Source organism: Streptococcus vulneris (assembly GCF_019218685.1).
Classification (GTDB): domain Bacteria; phylum Bacillota; class Bacilli; order Lactobacillales; family Streptococcaceae; genus Streptococcus; species Streptococcus vulneris.
In genome coordinates this window covers 1-16,800 of sequence record NZ_JAHUZC010000002.1, presented here as the reverse complement: position 1 = coordinate 16,800, position 16,800 = coordinate 1, and the positions used below count along the sequence as shown (strand labels likewise).

The following is a 16,800-nucleotide window of genomic DNA, read 5'->3' as shown; positions in this document are numbered from 1 at the left end:
TAAGTTATAATTAAGCTAGTCAGTTTATACTTTCATTAATCTAAAACATATGGAGGCAAATATGAAACATCTCAAAACATTTTACAAAAAATGGTTTCAATTATTAGTCGTTATCGTCATTAGCTTTATTAGTGGAGTCTTGGGGAGTCTTTCAATAAACCAACTAACTCAGAAAAGTACTGTAAGTAACTCCAACAACAATAGTACTATTACACAGACTGCCTATAAAAACGAAAATTCAACAACACAGGCTGTTAACAAAGTAAAAGACGCTGTTGTTTCTGTTATTACTTATTCAGCTAACAGACAAAATAGCGTATTTGGCAATGATGATACAGATACAGATTCTCAGCAAATCTCTAGTGAAGGATCTGGGGTTATTTATAAAAAGAATGACAAAGAAGCTTATATTGTCACCAACAATCACGTTATAAATGGTGCCAGCAAAGTAGATATTCGTTTGTCAGATGGAACTAAGGTACCTGGAGAAATCGTCGGAGCTGACACTTTCTCTGATATTGCTGTCGTCAAAATCTCTTCAGAAAAAGTTACAACAGTAGCTGAGTTTGGTGATTCTAGCAAGTTAACCGTAGGAGAAACTGCTATTGCCATTGGTAGCCCGTTAGGTTCTGAATATGCAAATACTGTCACTCAAGGTATCGTATCTAGTCTTAATCGAAATGTATCTTTAAAATCTGAAGATGGACAAGCCATTTCTACAAAAGCTATCCAAACTGATACTGCTATTAACCCAGGTAACTCTGGTGGCCCACTAATCAATATTCAAGGACAGGTTATCGGAATTACCTCAAGTAAAATTGCCACAAATGGAGGAACCTCTGTAGAAGGCCTTGGTTTCGCAATCCCTGCAAATGATGCTATCAATATTATTGAACAGTTGGAAAAGAACGGAAAAGTGACGCGTCCAGCTTTGGGCATCCAAATGGTCAATCTCTCAAATATTAATACAAGTGATATTAGAAGACTGAATATTCCAAGCAATGTAACATCTGGTGTAGTTGTTCGTTCTGTGCAAAGTAATATGCCTGCCAATGGTCACCTTGAAAAATACGATGTTATTACAAAAGTAGATGACAAAGAGATTTCTTCATCAACAGACTTACAAAGTGCTCTTTACAATCATTCTATCGGAGACACCATTAAGATAACCTACTATCGTAACGGTAAAGAAGAAACTACATCTATTAAACTTGACAAGAGTTCGGGTGATTTAGAATCTTAATTGACATCTATGTAAATAAAGCTTTACATAGGAGAAGAGATGTGTTAGTGTAGAGTCATGGAAAAATTTGAAATGATTTCTATCACAGATATACAAAAAAATCCCTATCAACCTCGAAAAGAATTTGATGGAGAAAAACTACATGAACTAGCACAGTCTATCAAAGAAAATGGGGTCATTCAACCGATTATTGTTCGTCAATCTCCTGTTATTGGTTATGAAATCCTTGCAGGAGAGAGACGCTATCGGGCTTCACTTTTAGCTGGTCTAACGTCTATCCCAGCTGTTGTTAAACAGCTTTCAGATCAAGAGATGATGGTCCAGTCCATCATTGAAAATTTGCAAAGAGAAAATTTAAATCCAATAGAAGAAGCACGCGCCTATGAATCTCTTGTAGAGAAAGGATTTACCCATGCTGAAATTGCAGATAAAATGGGCAAGTCTCGTCCTTATATCAGCAACTCTATTCGCTTGCTGTCCTTGCCAGAACAGATCCTTTCAGAAGTAGAAAATGGCCAACTATCACAAGCCCATGCGCGTTCGCTAGTTGGGTTGAATAAGGAACAACAAGACTATTTCTTTCAACGAATTATAGAGGAAGACATTTCTGTAAGGAAGTTAGAAGCTCTTCTGACAGAGAAAAAACAAAAGAAACTGCAAAAAAATGATTATTTCATACAAAATGAAGAAGAACAGTTAAAAAAACTACTCGGATTAGATGTAGAAATAAAATTGTCTAAAAAAGACAATGGAAAAATCATTATTGCTTTCTCAAATCAAGAAGAATACAGTAGAATTATCAACAGCCTGAAATAAGGCTGTTCTTTTATTTTTTTATCTCACAAGGTTATCCACTATTTTTTTCAATAAAAAGCTTAATAAATCAACAGTTTCTGATTTTATCCCCAACCTGTGGATAAAACTTGGTAACATTGTGGATTATTTTTCACAGCTTGTGGAAAATTCTTGTTTTCTATGGTAAAATAGGTCTAGTATTAAACTTTTAAATAGTAAAGGAGGAGAATGGATTGAAAGAAAAACAATTTTGGAATCGTATATTAGAATTTGCTCAAGAAAGACTGACTCGATCCATGTATGATTTCTATGCTATTCAAGCTGAACTCATCAATGTAGAGGAAAATGTTGCCACTATATTTTTACCACGTTCTGAAATGGAAATGGTCTGGGAAAAACAACTAAAAGATATCATTGTAGTAGCTGGTTTTGAGATTTATGATGCTGAAATAACTCCCCACTATATTTTCACCAAGCCTCAAGATACGATTATCCCACAAGTTGAAGAAGCTCCAAATTCAACTCTCTATAACTATAGTCCAAAGTTAGCATCTATTCCTTATTCGGATACTGGATTAAAAGAAAAGTATACCTTTGATAATTTTATCCAAGGAGATGGAAATGTTTGGGCAGTATCAGCCGCTTTGGCTGTTTCTGAAGATTTAGCCTTGACCTATAATCCTCTTTTTATCTATGGAGGACCTGGCCTTGGTAAGACTCACTTACTCAATGCAATTGGGAATGAGATTTTGAAAAATATTCCTGATGCGCGTGTGAAGTACATCCCTGCTGAAAGCTTTATCAACGACTTTCTTGAACACCTGAGACTGGGTGAAATGGAAAAATTCAAAAAAACTTACCGTAGCCTTGATCTCTTGTTAATTGATGATATCCAATCGCTGAGTGGAAAAAAAGTTGCAACTCAAGAAGAGTTTTTCAATACCTTCAATGTTCTCCATAGCAATCAAAAACAAATTGTTCTGACTAGTGATCGTAGCCCTAAACACCTAGAGGGGCTTGAGGAACGGCTTGTCACGCGCTTTAGCTGGGGATTGACGCAAAACATCACACCACCTGACTTTGAGACACGTATTGCCATTTTACAAAGTAAAACAGAGCATTTAGACTACCATTTCCAAAGTGATACCCTAGAATACCTAGCTGGTCAATTTGATTCAAACGTCCGAGAACTTGAAGGAGCAATCAACGACATCACTTTAATTGCCCGAGTGAAGAAGATTAAAGATATCACAATCGATATCGCTGCAGAGGCTATTCGAGCACGTAAACAAGATGTTAACCAAATGCTCGTCATCCCAATTGATAAAATCCAAAATGAAGTCGGTAATTTTTATGGTGTCAGTGTCAAAGAAATGAAGGGAAGCAGACGCCTTCAAAATATTGTGTTAGCCCGTCAAGTAGCCATGTATTTATCTAGAGAACTAACAGATAATAGTCTTCCAAAAATTGGGAAGGAATTTGGGGGAAAAGATCATACAACAGTCATTCATGCCCATGCTAAAATTAAATCTTTGATTGATGAAGACGATAATTTACGTTTAGAAATTGAATCAATCAAAAAGAAAATAAAATAACTTGTGGATAACTTTCGCTTTTTTATCTTTTTTATCCACATTTTTTAAACAAGCCAAAAATCTTGATATGACTTACTTTAAGTCTGTTTTCCACAAATTTCACAGACTCTATTATTACTATTATCCTTCTAATACTAAAAATAAATAAAGGAGAATCCATGATTCATTTTTCAATTAATAAAAATTTATTTCTACAAGCATTGAATACAACTAAGAGAGCTATTAGTTCTAAAAATGCTATTCCTATTTTATCAACCGTAAAAATTGACGTAACCAATGAAGGTGTTACTTTAATTGGTTCAAATGGTCAAATTTCAATTGAAAATTTTATTTCTCAAAAAAATGAAGATGCTGGTTTGTTAATTACTTCTTTAGGTTCGATCCTTCTTGAAGCTTCTTTCTTCATCAATGTGGTATCTAGTCTACCTGATGTGACTCTTGATTTTAAAGAAATTGAACAAAATCAAATTGTTTTAACTAGCGGCAAATCAGAAATTACCCTAAAAGGAAAAGATAGCGAGCAATATCCACGAATCCAAGAAATTTCAGCAAGCACTCCTTTGGTTCTTGAAACAAAATTACTCAAGAAAATTATCAATGAAACAGCTTTTGCTGCAAGTACACAAGAAAGTCGTCCAATTTTAACAGGTGTTCATTTTGTATTGAGCCAACACAAAGAGTTAAAAACAGTTGCAACAGACTCTCATCGTCTAAGCCAGAAAAAATTAACGCTTGAAAAAAATAGTGATGATTTTGATGTCGTGATTCCTAGCCGTTCTCTACGCGAATTTTCAGCAGTATTTACAGACGATATTGAAACTGTAGAGATTTTCTTTGCCAACAATCAAATCCTCTTTAGAAGCGAAAATATTAGCTTCTATACTCGTTTGTTAGAAGGTAACTATCCTGATACAGATCGTTTGATTCCAACAGACTTTAACACTACTATTACTTTTGATGTTGTAAACTTACGCCAGTCAATGGAACGTGCTCGTCTTTTATCAAGTGCTACTCAAAATGGTACTGTAAAACTTGAAATAAAAGATGGGGTTGTTAGCGCTCATGTTCACTCTCCAGAAGTTGGTAAAGTAAACGAAGAAATCGATACTGATCAAGTTACTGGTGAAGATTTGACCATTAGTTTCAATCCAACTTATTTGATTGATTCCCTTAAGGCTTTAAATAGCGAAAAGGTGACCATTAGCTTTATCTCAGCCGTTCGTCCATTTACTCTTGTGCCAGCAGACACTGATGAGGACTTCATGCAGCTCATTACACCAGTTCGTACAAATTAATTGAAAGAGGTTGAGCCTAGCTCGCCTCTTTTATGATATAATCGAAAAAGAAAAGGAGAGTAGTATGTATCAAGTTGGAAATTTTGTTGAAATGAAAAAACCACATGCTTGCACCATCAAGTCAACAGGAAAAAAAGCTAATCGTTGGGAAATTACACGTGTAGGAGCAGATATAAAAATCAAATGTAGCAATTGTGACCATGTTGTCATGATGGGGCGCTATGATTTTGATCGAAAAATGAATAAAATTATTGACTGAGAACTCTTAGTTAGAGGGTTAGCACTTTATCCCTTTTTGTGTTATAATATTAGGGATTGAAATGAAAACGGAGAATGAGAAAATATGGCTTTAACAGCAGGTATCGTTGGTTTGCCAAACGTTGGTAAATCAACACTATTTAATGCAATTACAAAAGCAGGAGCAGAGGCAGCAAACTACCCATTTGCGACGATTGATCCAAACGTTGGAATGGTAGAAGTTCCAGATGAACGCCTCCAAAAATTGACGGAAATGATTACTCCTAAAAAGACAGTTCCAACAACATTTGAGTTTACAGATATCGCAGGGATTGTAAAAGGTGCATCAAAAGGAGAAGGGCTAGGGAATAAATTCTTGGCCAATATCCGTGAAGTAGATGCGATTGTTCATGTAGTTCGTGCTTTTGATGATGAAAATGTCATGCGCGAGCAAGGACGTGAAGATGCTTTTGTGGATCCCCTGGCAGATATTGATACTATTAACCTAGAGTTGATTCTTGCTGACTTAGAATCAGTTAACAAACGATATGCGCGTGTAGAAAAGATGGCACGTACGCAAAAAGATAAAGAATCAGTAGCAGAGTTTAATGTTCTTCAAAAGATTAAACCTGTTCTTGAAGATGGAAAATCAGCTCGAACTATTGAATTTACAGATGAAGAACAAAAAGTTGTCAAAGGTCTCTTCCTTTTGACCACTAAACCAGTTCTTTATGTTGCTAATGTGGATGAAGATGTGGTTTCAGAACCTGACTCTATCGACTATGTTAAACAAATTCGTGAATTTGCAGCGACAGAAAATGCTGAAGTAGTCGTTATTTCTGCGCGTGCTGAGGAAGAAATTTCTGAGTTAGACGATGAAGATAAGCAAGAGTTTCTTGAAGCACTTGGGTTGACAGAATCAGGCGTTGACAAGTTGACTCGCGCTGCTTACCACTTGCTTGGACTGGGAACTTATTTCACAGCTGGTGAAAAAGAAGTTCGCGCTTGGACCTTCAAACGTGGTATGAAGGCTCCTCAAGCAGCTGGTATTATCCACTCAGACTTTGAAAAAGGATTTATTCGTGCAGTAACCATGTCATATGAGGATCTAGTGAAATACGGATCTGAAAAGGCCGTAAAAGAAGCTGGGCGCTTGCGTGAAGAAGGTAAAGAATATATCGTTCAAGATGGCGATATCATGGAATTCCGCTTTAATGTCTAAAGAAATTAATGAATAGTGTCAATTAGGTTGGAAAAAAATTCCAACCCTTTTGGCTTTTGAAAGGAAAAATAAATGACCAAATTACTTGTAGGATTAGGAAATCCAGGGGATAAATATTTTGAAACAAAACACAATGTTGGATTTATGTTGATTGACCAACTAGCGAAGAAACAGAATGTCACTTTTACACATGATAAGATATTTCAAGCTGACCTAGCATCCTTTTTCCTAAATGGAGAAAAAATTTATCTTGTCAAACCAACGACATTTATGAATGAAAGCGGAAAAGCGGTTCATGCTTTATTAACTTATTATGGTTTGGATATTGAAGATTTACTCATCATTTACGATGACCTTGACATGGAAGTTGGAAAGATTCGCTTAAGAGCAAAGGGATCCGCAGGTGGTCATAATGGTATCAAGTCTATTATTCAACATATTGGAACCCAGACATTTAATCGTGTTAAGATTGGAATCGGAAGACCTAAAAATGGAATGTCAGTTGTTAACCATGTTTTGAGTAAGTTTGACAAGGATGATTATATTGGTATTTTACAGTCTATTGACAAAGTTGACGATTCTGTAAACTACTATTTACAAGAGAAAAACTTTGAAAAAACGATGCAGAGGTATAACGGATAAATGGTGGCCTTATTAGATTTATTCTCAGAAAATGATCAGATAAAAAAATGGCATCAAAATCTGACAGATAAGAAAAGACAATTAATGTTGGGATTGTCAACTTCTACAAAAGCTTTAGCAATTGCTAGTAGTTTGAGACAGGAAGATAAGATTGTGTTATTGACGTCAACTTATGGAGAAGCAGAAGGACTTGTTAGTGATCTTATATCTGTCTTGGGTGAGGAACTTGTTTATCCATTTTTGGTAGATGACTCCCCTATGGTCGAGTTTTTGATGTCTTCACAAGAAAAAATCATTTCACGGGTTGAAGCCTTGCGTTTTTTGACTGATTCGTCTAAGAAAGGGATTTTAGTTTGTAATATCGCAGCAAGTCGATTGATTTTACCGTCTCCAAATGTATTCAAAGATAGTATTGTAAAAATAACAGTTGGTGAAGAATATGACCAACACGCCCTTATCCATCAGTTAAAAGAGATAGGCTATCGAAAAGTTACACAAGTACAAACTCAGGGCGAATTTAGTCTGCGAGGAGATATTTTAGATATTTTTGAAATATCCCAGTTAGAACCTTACCGAATTGAGTTTTTTGGTGATGAAGTCGATGGTATTAGGTCATTTGAAGTCGAAACACAATTATCGAAAGAAAATCAGACAGAACTCACTATCTTTCCAGCTAGTGATATGCTTTTGAGAGAAAAGGATTATCAACGAGGTCAGTCAGCTTTAGAAAAACAAATTTCAAAAACCTTATCACCTATTTTAAAATCATACTTAGAAGAAATTCTTTCAAGTTTTCACCAAAAACAAATACATTCAGATTCACGGAAGTTTTTATCTTTGTGCTATGAAAAGACATGGACTGTCTTTGATTATATTGAAAAAGATACCCCAATATTCTTTGATGATTATCAGAAATTGATGAATCAGTATGAAGTCTTTGAAAGGGAGTTAGTACAATACTTTACAGAAGAATTACAGAACAGTAAAGCATTTTCTGAGATGCAGTATTTTGCTGATACAGAGCAAATCTATAAAAAACAGAGTCCGGTTACCTTTTTCTCTAATCTGCAAAAGGGTTTAGGTAATCTCAAGTTTGACCAAATTTATCAATTTAATCAATATCCTATGCAAGAATTTTTCAATCAATTTTCTTTTCTAAAAGAAGAAATTGAGAGATACAAAAAAATGGATTATACTATTATCCTGCAGTCTAGCAATTCAATGGGAAGTAAAACATTGGAGGATGTTTTAGAGGAATATCAGATTAAATTGGATTCCAGAGATAAGTCAAGAATCTGTCAAGAATCTGTAAACTTAATCGAGGGCAATCTCAGACATGGTTTTCATTTTGTAGATGAGAAGGTTTTATTGATAACTGAACATGAGATTTTTCAAAAGAAATTGAAACGTCGTTTTCGAAGACAACATGTTTCAAACGCAGAGAGATTAAAAGATTACAATGAACTTGAAAAAGGAGATTACGTTGTTCACCATATCCATGGAATTGGTCAATATCTAGGGATTGAAACAATTGAAATCAAAGGGATTCACCGTGATTATGTTAGTGTTCAATACCAAAACGGGGATCAAATCTCTATCCCAGTGGAACAAATTCATCTACTTTCCAAATACGTTTCAAGTGACGGTAAAGCACCTAAACTCAATAAATTAAATGATGGTCATTTCAAAAAAGCAAAGCAAAAAGTTAAGAACCAGGTAGAGGATATAGCTGACGATTTAATTAAACTTTATTCTGAACGCAGCCAGTTGAAGGGTTTTGCTTTCTCAGCTGATGATGAGGATCAACATGCTTTTGATGATGCCTTCCCTTATGTTGAAACGGATGATCAACTTCGTAGTGTTGAGGAAATCAAGAGAGATATGCAGGCTTCTCAACCAATGGATCGACTTTTAGTTGGGGATGTTGGTTTTGGAAAGACTGAAGTTGCTATGCGTGCAGCCTTTAAGGCAGTCAATAATCACAAACAGGTTGTCGTTCTAGTTCCGACGACGGTTTTAGCGCAACAGCACTATACGAATTTTAAGGAACGATTCCAAAATTTTGCAGTTAATATTGATGTGTTGAGTCGCTTTAGAAGTAAAAAAGAGCAGACTGAAACACTTGAAAAATTGAAAAACGGTCAAGTTGATATTTTGATTGGAACACATCGTGTTTTATCAAAAGATGTTGTGTTTGCTGATTTGGGCTTGATGATTATTGATGAGGAACAGCGATTTGGTGTCAAGCATAAGGAAACCTTGAAAGAACTGAAAAAACAAGTAGATGTCCTGACCTTGACAGCAACGCCAATTCCTCGTACCCTTCACATGTCTATGCTGGGAATCAGAGATTTGTCTGTTATTGAAACTCCGCCGACTAATCGTTATCCAGTGCAAACCTATGTTTTAGAAAAGAATGATAGTGTGATTCGTGATGCTGTCTTGCGTGAAATGGAGCGTGGAGGTCAAGTTTACTATCTTTACAATAAAGTTGACACGATTGACCAGAAGGTTTCCGAATTACAGGAGTTGATTCCAGAGGCTTCGATTGGGTATGTTCATGGGCAAATGAGTGAGATTCAGTTAGAAAATACTCTACTGGATTTCATTGAAGGTCAGTATGATATTTTGGTGACAACTACCATTATTGAGACAGGAGTGGACATTCCAAATGCCAATACTTTATTTATTGAAAATGCGGACCATATGGGCTTGTCAACCTTGTATCAGTTAAGAGGAAGAGTCGGTCGTAGTAATCGTATTGCTTATGCCTATCTCATGTATCGTCCAGAAAAATCAATCAGTGAAGTCTCCGAGAAGAGATTAGAAGCGATTAAAGGATTTACAGAATTGGGATCAGGATTTAAGATTGCAATGCGAGATCTTTCGATTCGTGGAGCAGGAAATCTTTTAGGAAAATCCCAGTCTGGTTTCATTGATTCTGTTGGTTTTGAATTGTATTCGCAGTTATTGGAGGAAGCTATTGATAAACGACATGGTAATGGGAACACAAAAACCAAAGGAAATACCGAATTGATTTTACAAATTGATGCCTATCTTCCTGATACTTATATTTCTGATCAACGACATAAGATTGAAATTTACAAGAAAATTCGTCAAATTGACAACCGTGTCAACTACGAAGAATTACAAGAAGAGTTGATGGACCGATTTGGAGAGTACCCAGACGTGGTAGCCTATCTTTTAGAGATTGGTTTGGTTAAGTCTTATCTTGATAAGGTCTTTGTTCAACGTGTGGAACGAAAAGAAAATAAGATTACAGTTCAATTTGAAAAAATTACTCAGCGACTGTTCTTGGCTCAAGATTATTTTAAAGCTTTATCCGCAACGAACTTAAAAGCAGCTATAGCTGAGAATAAGGGATTAATGGAAGTTGTATTTGATGTTCGAAACAAGAAGGACTATGAAATTTTAGAAGGTCTGCTCATTTTTGGAGAAAGTTTATTAGAGATAAAAGTGTCGAAAGAAGGCAATTCTCTTTAACATTTTTCTTCTATAAAATGGAGAAAAATGGTACAATAATAATTTGAGGTAATAAAAATGAGATTAGACAAATATTTAAAAGTATCAAGAATTATCAAGCGTCGTACAGTCGCAAAAGAAGTAGCAGATAAAGGCAGAATCAAGGTAAATGGAATCTTGGCCAAAAGTTCAACGGATTTGAAAGTTAATGACCAAGTTGAAATTCGCTTTGGCAATAAGTTGCTACTTGTAAAAGTACTGGAGATGAAAGATAGTACAAAAAAAGAAGATGCAGCAGGCATGTATGAAATTATCAGTGAAACACGGGTAGAAGAAAATGTCTAAAAATATCGTACAATTGAATAATTCTTTTATTCAAAATGAACACCAACGTCGTCGCTATCTGATGAAAGAACGACAAAAACGTAATCGTTTCATGGGTTGGGTTCTTATTTTGATGATTTTATTGTTCATTTTACCAACTTATAATCTTGCTCAAAGTTATCATCAATTACTCCAAAGACGTCAACAGTTATCAGACTTACAAACTCAGTATCAAATCTTGAGTGAGGAAAAGGAGAAAGAGACAGCTTTTGCTACAAAGTTGAAAGATGAAGATTACGCTGCTAAATATATGCGTGCAAAATATTATTATTCTAAGAATAGGGAAGCTGTTTATACGATTCCTGACTTGCTCCCAAGGTGATAAAATGGAAAATTTATTAGATGTAATAGAGCAATTTTTGAGTCTATCGGATGAAAAGCTGGAAGAGTTGGCTGATAAAAATCAATTATTGCGTTTACAAGAAGAAAAGGAAAGGAAGAATGCGTAAATTCTTAATTATTTTGTTGTTACCGAGTTTTTTGACCATTTCAAAAGTCGTTAGCACAGAAAAAGAAGTAGTCTATACTTCAAAAGAAATTTATTACCTTTCACAATCTGACTTTGGTATTTATTTTAGAGAAAAGTTAAGTTCTCCTATGGTTTATGGAGAGGTTCCTGTCTATGCGAATGAAGATTTAGTAGTGGAATCTGGAAAATTGACTCCCCAAACAAGTTTTCAAATAACCGAGTGGCGCTTGAATAAACAAGGGATTCCAGTATTTAAGTTATCTAACCATCAATTTATTGTTGCAGACAAACGATTTTTATATGATCAATCAGAGGTAACTCCAACAATAAAAAAAGTATGGTTAGAATCTGATTTTAAACTGTACAATAGTCCTTATGACTTAAAAGAAGTGAAATCATCCTTATCAGCTTATTCTCAGGTATCAATCGATAAGATCATGTTTGTAGAAGGAAGAGAATTTCTACATATTGATCAGGCTGGATGGGTAGCTAAAGAATCAACTTCTGAAGAAGATAATCGGATGAGTAAAGTCCAAGAAATGTTATCGGAAAAATATCAGAAGGATTCATTTTCTATTTATGTTAAGCAACTGACTACTGGAAAAGAGGCTGGTATCAATCAAGATGAAAAGATGTATGCAGCTAGTGTTTTAAAACTACCTTATCTCTATTATGCGCAAGAAAAAATAAATGAGGGTCTTTATCAGTTAGATACGACTGTAAAATACGTATCTGCAGTCAATGATTTTCCAGGTTCTTATAAACCAGAGGGAAGTGGTAGTCTTCCTAAAAAAGAGGATAATAAAGAGTATTCTCTAAAGGATTTAATTACGAAAGCATCAAAAGAATCTGATAATGTAGCTCATAATCTATTGGGATATTACATTTCAAATCAATCTGATGCTATATTCAAATCCAAGACGTCTGCTATTATGGGAGATGATTGGGATTCCAAAGAAAAATTGATTTCTTCTAAAATGGCTGGGAAAGTCATGGAAGCTATTTATAACCAAAATGGACTTGTATTGGATTCTTTGACTAAAACAGATTTTGATAATGAGAGAATTGCCAAAGGTGTTTCTGTTAAAGTAGCTCATAAAATTGGAGATGCGGATGAATTTAAGCATGATACAGGTGTTGTCTATGCAGATTCTCCATTTATTCTTTCTATTTTCACTAAAAATTCTGATTATGATACGATTTCTAAGATAGCCAAGGATGTTTATGAGGTTCTAAAATGAGGGAACAAGATTTTTTAAATCATTTTCTCAAGAAGGGATATTTCAAAAAGCATACTAGGGTGGTGCTAGCTCTTTCTGGTGGGTTAGATTCTATGTTTCTATTTAAGGTGTTATCTACGTATCAAAAAGAGTTAGAAATCGAATTGATTCTGGCTCATGTGAATCATAAGCAGAGAGTAGAATCAGATTGGGAAGAGCAGGAATTAAGGAAGTTGGCTGCTGAAGCAGAGCTTCCTATTTATATCAGCGATTTTTCAGGAGAATTTTCAGAAGCGCGTGCTCGACATTTTCGTTATGATTTTTTTCAAGAGGTCATGAAAAAGACAGGTGCGACAGCCTTAGTCACTGCCCACCATGCTGATGATCAGGTGGAAACGATTTTGATGCGTTTGATTCGAGGCACTCGTTTGCGCTATCTATCAGGAATTCAGGAGAAGCAAGTAGTCGGGGAGATAGAAATCATTCGGCCCTTCTTGCATTTTCAGAAAAAAGACTTTCCACCAATTTCTCACTTTGAAGATATATCAAATCAGGAAAATCATTATTTTCGCAATCGTATTCGAAACTCATACTTACCAGAATTAGAAAAAGAAAATCCTCGATTTAGAAATGCAATCTTAAGCATCGGTAATGAAATTTTAGATTATGACTTAGCTATAGCTGAATTATCAAAGAATATTGATGTAGAAAATTTAGATCAGCTATTATCTTACTCTGAGTCGACACAAAGAGTTTTACTTCAAACTTATCTGAATCGTTTTCCAGATTTGAATCTTACAAAAGCTCAGTTTGAAGAAGTTAGACAAATTTTAAAAACTAAAAGCCAGTATCGTCATCCGCTTAAAAATGGTTATGAATTAGTAAAAGAGTATCAACAGTTTCGGATTTGTAAAATCAGTCCTCAGTCTGATGAAAAGGAAGATGAACTTGTGTTACACTATCAAAATCAGGTATCTTATCAAGGATATTTATTTTCCTTTGGACTTCCTTTAGAAGGTGAATTAATTCAGCAGGTACCTGTTTCACGCGAAACATCAATACACATTCGTCATCGAAAAACAGGAGATTGTTTGATTCAAAATGGATATAGAAAAAAACTCAGACGTCTATTTATTGATTTGAAAATCCCTATGGAAAAGCGAAAATCAGCTCTGATTATTGAGCAATTTGGTGAAATTGTCTCAATTTTGGGAATTGCGACCAGTAATTTGAGTAAAAACACGAAAAATGATATAATGAACACTGTACTTTATATAGAAAAAATAGATAGGTAAAAAAATGTTAGAAAACGATATTAAAAAAATTCTCGTTTCACACGATGAAATTACAGAAGCTGCTAAAAAATTAGGTGCCCAACTAACTAAAGACTATGCAGGAAAAAATCCGATTTTAATTGGGATTTTAAAAGGATCTATCCCTTTTATGGCTGAATTGGTTAAACATATTGATACACATATTGAAATGGACTTTATGATGGTTTCTAGCTATCATGGTGGAACAGCAAGTAGTGGTGTCATTAATATCAAGCAAGATGTAACTCAAGATATCAAAGGAAGACATGTTCTATTTGTAGAGGATATCATTGATACAGGACAAACTTTGAAGAATTTGCGAGATATGTTTATTGAAAGAGAAGCTGCTTCTGTTAACATTGCAACCTTGTTGGATAAACCAGAAGGACGTGTTGTAGAAATTGAGGCAGACTATACTTGCTTTACTATTCCCAATGAGTTTGTAGTAGGTTATGGTTTAGACTACAAAGAAAATTATCGTAACCTTCCTTATGTTGGAGTATTGAAAGAAGAAGTATATTCAAATTAGAAAGAACAATTTTTAATGAAAAAACAAAATAATGGTTTAATTAAAAATCCTTTTCTATGGTTATTACTTATTTTTTTCCTAGTTACAAGTTACCAGTATTTTAGTACAGGTAGTGTTGCAGGGAAAAGTGAGCAAATTAATTATACAGAATTGGTAAAAGAAATTACCGATGACAATGTAAAAGAATTGACTTACCAACCAAATGGCAGTGTTATCGAAGTTTCAGGTGTTTATAAAAATCCTAAAACAAGTAAAGAAGAAACAGGCATTCAGTTCTTTTCTCCATCTGCTACAACAGTAGAGAAATTTTCAAGCATCATTCTTCCTTCAGATACGACGGTATCAGAATTACAAAAGCTTGCTTCTGACCATAAAGCGGAAGTAACTGTTAAGCATGAAAGTTCAAGTGGTATGTGGATTAATATTCTTGTATCCATTGTGCCATTCGGTATTCTTTTCTTCTTCCTATTCTCTATGATGGGAAATATGGGAGGAAATAATAGCCGTAACCCGATGAGTTTTGGACGTAGTAAGGCTAAAGCTGCAAATAAAGAAGATATTAAAGTAAGATTTTCAGATGTTGCTGGAGCTGAGGAAGAAAAACAAGAACTAGTTGAAGTTGTTGAATTTTTAAAAGATCCAAAACGATTTACAAAACTTGGAGCCCGTATTCCAGCAGGTGTTCTTTTGGAGGGACCTCCGGGAACAGGTAAAACTTTGCTTGCTAAAGCAGTCGCCGGAGAAGCAGGTGTTCCATTCTTTAGTATCTCAGGTTCTGACTTTGTAGAAATGTTTGTCGGAGTTGGAGCTAGTCGTGTTCGTTCTCTTTTTGAAGATGCTAAAAAAGCAGCACCAGCTATTATCTTTATCGATGAAATTGATGCTGTTGGACGTCAACGTGGAGTCGGTCTTGGCGGAGGTAATGACGAACGTGAGCAAACCTTGAATCAACTCTTGATTGAGATGGACGGTTTTGAGGGAAATGAAGGGATTATCGTTATCGCTGCGACAAACCGTTCAGATGTACTTGATCCTGCCCTTTTGCGTCCAGGACGTTTTGATAGAAAAGTATTGGTTGGCCGTCCTGATGTTAAAGGTCGCGAAGCAATCTTGAAAGTTCATGCTAAGAACAAGCCTTTAGCAGAAGATGTTGATTTGAAATTAGTTGCCCAACAAACTCCAGGTTTTGTTGGTGCTGATTTAGAGAATGTATTGAATGAGGCGGCTCTAGTTGCTGCTCGTCGAAATAAATCGATAATTGATGCTTCAGATATTGATGAAGCAGAAGATAGAGTTATTGCTGGTCCTTCTAAGAAAGATAAGACAGTTTCACAAAAAGAACGTGAATTGGTTGCCTACCATGAGGCTGGACATACTATTGTTGGTTTAGTCTTGTCGAATGCCCGCGTTGTCCATAAGGTTACAATTGTACCACGTGGCCGTGCAGGTGGTTACATGATTGCACTTCCTAAGGAAGATCAAATGCTTCTATCTAAAGAAGATATGAAAGAGCAATTGGCTGGTTTAATGGGTGGCCGTGTAGCTGAAGAAATTATCTTTAATGTCCAAACTACAGGAGCTTCAAACGACTTTGAACAAGCGACACAAATGGCGCGTGCAATGGTTACAGAGTACGGTATGAGTGAAAAACTTGGCCCAGTACAATATGAAGGAAACCATGCTATGTTTGGTGCACAGAGTCCTCAAAAATCAATTTCAGAACAAACAGCTTATGAAATTGACGAAGAGGTTCGCTCATTATTAAATGAAGCACGAAATAAAGCTGCTGAAATCATCCAATCAAATCGTGAAACTCACAAGTTGATTGCAGAAGCATTATTGAAATACGAAACATTGGATAGTACACAAATTAAAGCTCTTTATGAAACAGGAAAGATGCCTGAAACAGTCGAAGAGGAATCACATGCACTATCCTATGATGAAGTAAAGTCAAAAATGAATGATGAAAAATAACCCTGAGAGAGGCAAGTCCTCTCTTTTTTGTGCAGTTGAGACGGTAAAGGAGACAGAATAGGCGAAATGGGACAAAAGTGTTTCTGAATCTGTTAAACTGTATCTAGAAAGGGGAACGTTATGTTTAAAGAATTGTATAAAGAAGTCCAGGGAATTGTATATAAGTGTAGAAAGGAATATTACCTTCATTTATGGGATCTATCGGATTGGGACCAAGAGGGCATGCTCTGCTTACATGAATTGATTAGTAGAGAAGAAGAGCTAGTAGAAGATATTCCTCGTTTAAGGAAATATTTTAAGACTAAGTTCCGGAATCGAATTCTAGACTATATCCGTAAGCAAGAAAGTCAAAAACGAAGATATGATAAAGAACCCTATGAAGAAGTAGGTGAGCTTAGT

General features: G+C 35.4%; 16 protein-coding genes. All 16 read left to right on the top strand.

Translation table 11 applies throughout. The features are described 5' to 3' along the window. Window positions 1-61: 61 nt before the first annotated feature. Entirely contained in the window at window positions 62-1,243 is a 1,182-nt protein-coding gene (htrA, locus tag KUA57_RS02105; RefSeq protein ID WP_125446621.1) for a serine protease HtrA, read from the top strand. Window positions 1,244-1,300: 57 nt separating this feature from the next. Beyond that, window positions 1,301-2,059: a ParB/RepB/Spo0J family partition protein gene (locus KUA57_RS02100; protein WP_004269822.1), complete on the top strand. Its 759-nt coding sequence runs from the start codon at window positions 1,301-1,303 to the stop codon at window positions 2,057-2,059. A gap of 212 nt (window positions 2,060-2,271) precedes the next feature. Next, the gene (dnaA, locus tag KUA57_RS02095) at window positions 2,272-3,633 is read left to right on the top strand and encodes a chromosomal replication initiator protein DnaA (RefSeq protein WP_061864828.1); all 1,362 of its coding nucleotides are present in this window, start codon (window positions 2,272-2,274) and stop codon (window positions 3,631-3,633) included. Between the two features lie 158 nt (window positions 3,634-3,791). Next, window positions 3,792-4,928 (top strand): DNA polymerase III subunit beta, encoded by a 1,137-nt coding sequence (dnaN, locus tag KUA57_RS02090; protein WP_000581173.1) that lies wholly within the window; start codon window positions 3,792-3,794, stop codon window positions 4,926-4,928. A 64-nt stretch (window positions 4,929-4,992) separates the two neighbouring features. Beyond that, window positions 4,993-5,187: a DUF951 domain-containing protein gene (locus KUA57_RS02085; RefSeq protein ID WP_000285186.1), complete on the top strand. Its 195-nt coding sequence runs from the start codon at window positions 4,993-4,995 to the stop codon at window positions 5,185-5,187. An 84-nt stretch (window positions 5,188-5,271) separates the two neighbouring features. Continuing rightward, window positions 5,272-6,387, top strand: a complete 1,116-nt coding sequence (gene ychF / locus KUA57_RS02080; protein ID WP_004269823.1) for a redox-regulated ATPase YchF — start codon at window positions 5,272-5,274, stop codon at window positions 6,385-6,387. A 72-nt stretch (window positions 6,388-6,459) separates the two neighbouring features. Then, window positions 6,460-7,029 carry an aminoacyl-tRNA hydrolase gene (gene pth, locus KUA57_RS02075; RefSeq protein ID WP_004255263.1) on the top strand — a complete coding sequence of 190 codons (570 nt, stop codon included), beginning with the start codon at window positions 6,460-6,462 and terminating at the stop codon, window positions 7,027-7,029. Continuing rightward, window positions 7,030-10,533 carry a transcription-repair coupling factor gene (gene mfd / locus KUA57_RS02070; RefSeq protein ID WP_061864829.1) on the top strand — a complete coding sequence of 1,168 codons (3,504 nt, stop codon included), beginning with the start codon at window positions 7,030-7,032 and terminating at the stop codon, window positions 10,531-10,533. Window positions 10,534-10,590: 57 nt separating this feature from the next. Further along, window positions 10,591-10,857, top strand: coding sequence for an RNA-binding S4 domain-containing protein (locus tag KUA57_RS02065; RefSeq protein WP_001234978.1), 267 nt, complete (start codon window positions 10,591-10,593; stop codon window positions 10,855-10,857). Continuing rightward, complete coding sequence (locus KUA57_RS02060; protein WP_061864830.1) at window positions 10,850-11,218, top strand: septum formation initiator family protein; 369 nt, start codon at window positions 10,850-10,852, stop codon at window positions 11,216-11,218. Before KUA57_RS02065 ends, KUA57_RS02060 begins: the two co-directional genes overlap by 8 nt. A 4-nt stretch (window positions 11,219-11,222) precedes the next feature. Beyond that, window positions 11,223-11,345 carry an SP_0009 family protein gene (locus KUA57_RS09560; RefSeq protein WP_000429334.1) on the top strand — a complete coding sequence of 41 codons (123 nt, stop codon included), beginning with the start codon at window positions 11,223-11,225 and terminating at the stop codon, window positions 11,343-11,345. Then, on the top strand, window positions 11,338-12,606 hold the full coding sequence (locus tag KUA57_RS02055) for a serine hydrolase (protein ID WP_125446619.1): 1,269 nt from the start codon (window positions 11,338-11,340) through the stop codon (window positions 12,604-12,606). The genes KUA57_RS09560 and KUA57_RS02055 overlap by 8 nt, the downstream gene beginning before the upstream one ends. Continuing rightward, window positions 12,603-13,880, top strand: a complete 1,278-nt coding sequence (gene tilS / locus KUA57_RS02050) for a tRNA lysidine(34) synthetase TilS (RefSeq protein WP_125446617.1) — start codon at window positions 12,603-12,605, stop codon at window positions 13,878-13,880. The genes KUA57_RS02055 and tilS overlap by 4 nt, the downstream gene beginning before the upstream one ends. Window positions 13,881-13,884: 4 nt before the next feature. After that, window positions 13,885-14,427 carry a hypoxanthine phosphoribosyltransferase gene (gene hpt, locus KUA57_RS02045; protein WP_000892170.1) on the top strand — a complete coding sequence of 181 codons (543 nt, stop codon included), beginning with the start codon at window positions 13,885-13,887 and terminating at the stop codon, window positions 14,425-14,427. Between the two features lie 15 nt (window positions 14,428-14,442). After that, complete coding sequence (gene ftsH, locus KUA57_RS02040; protein ID WP_004269827.1) at window positions 14,443-16,401, top strand: ATP-dependent zinc metalloprotease FtsH; 1,959 nt, start codon at window positions 14,443-14,445, stop codon at window positions 16,399-16,401. A 120-nt stretch (window positions 16,402-16,521) separates the two neighbouring features. Further along, window positions 16,522-16,800 (top strand): sigma-70 RNA polymerase sigma factor region 4 domain-containing protein (locus KUA57_RS02035; RefSeq protein WP_489749501.1); only part of this gene is annotated, 279 nt, incomplete at its 3' end.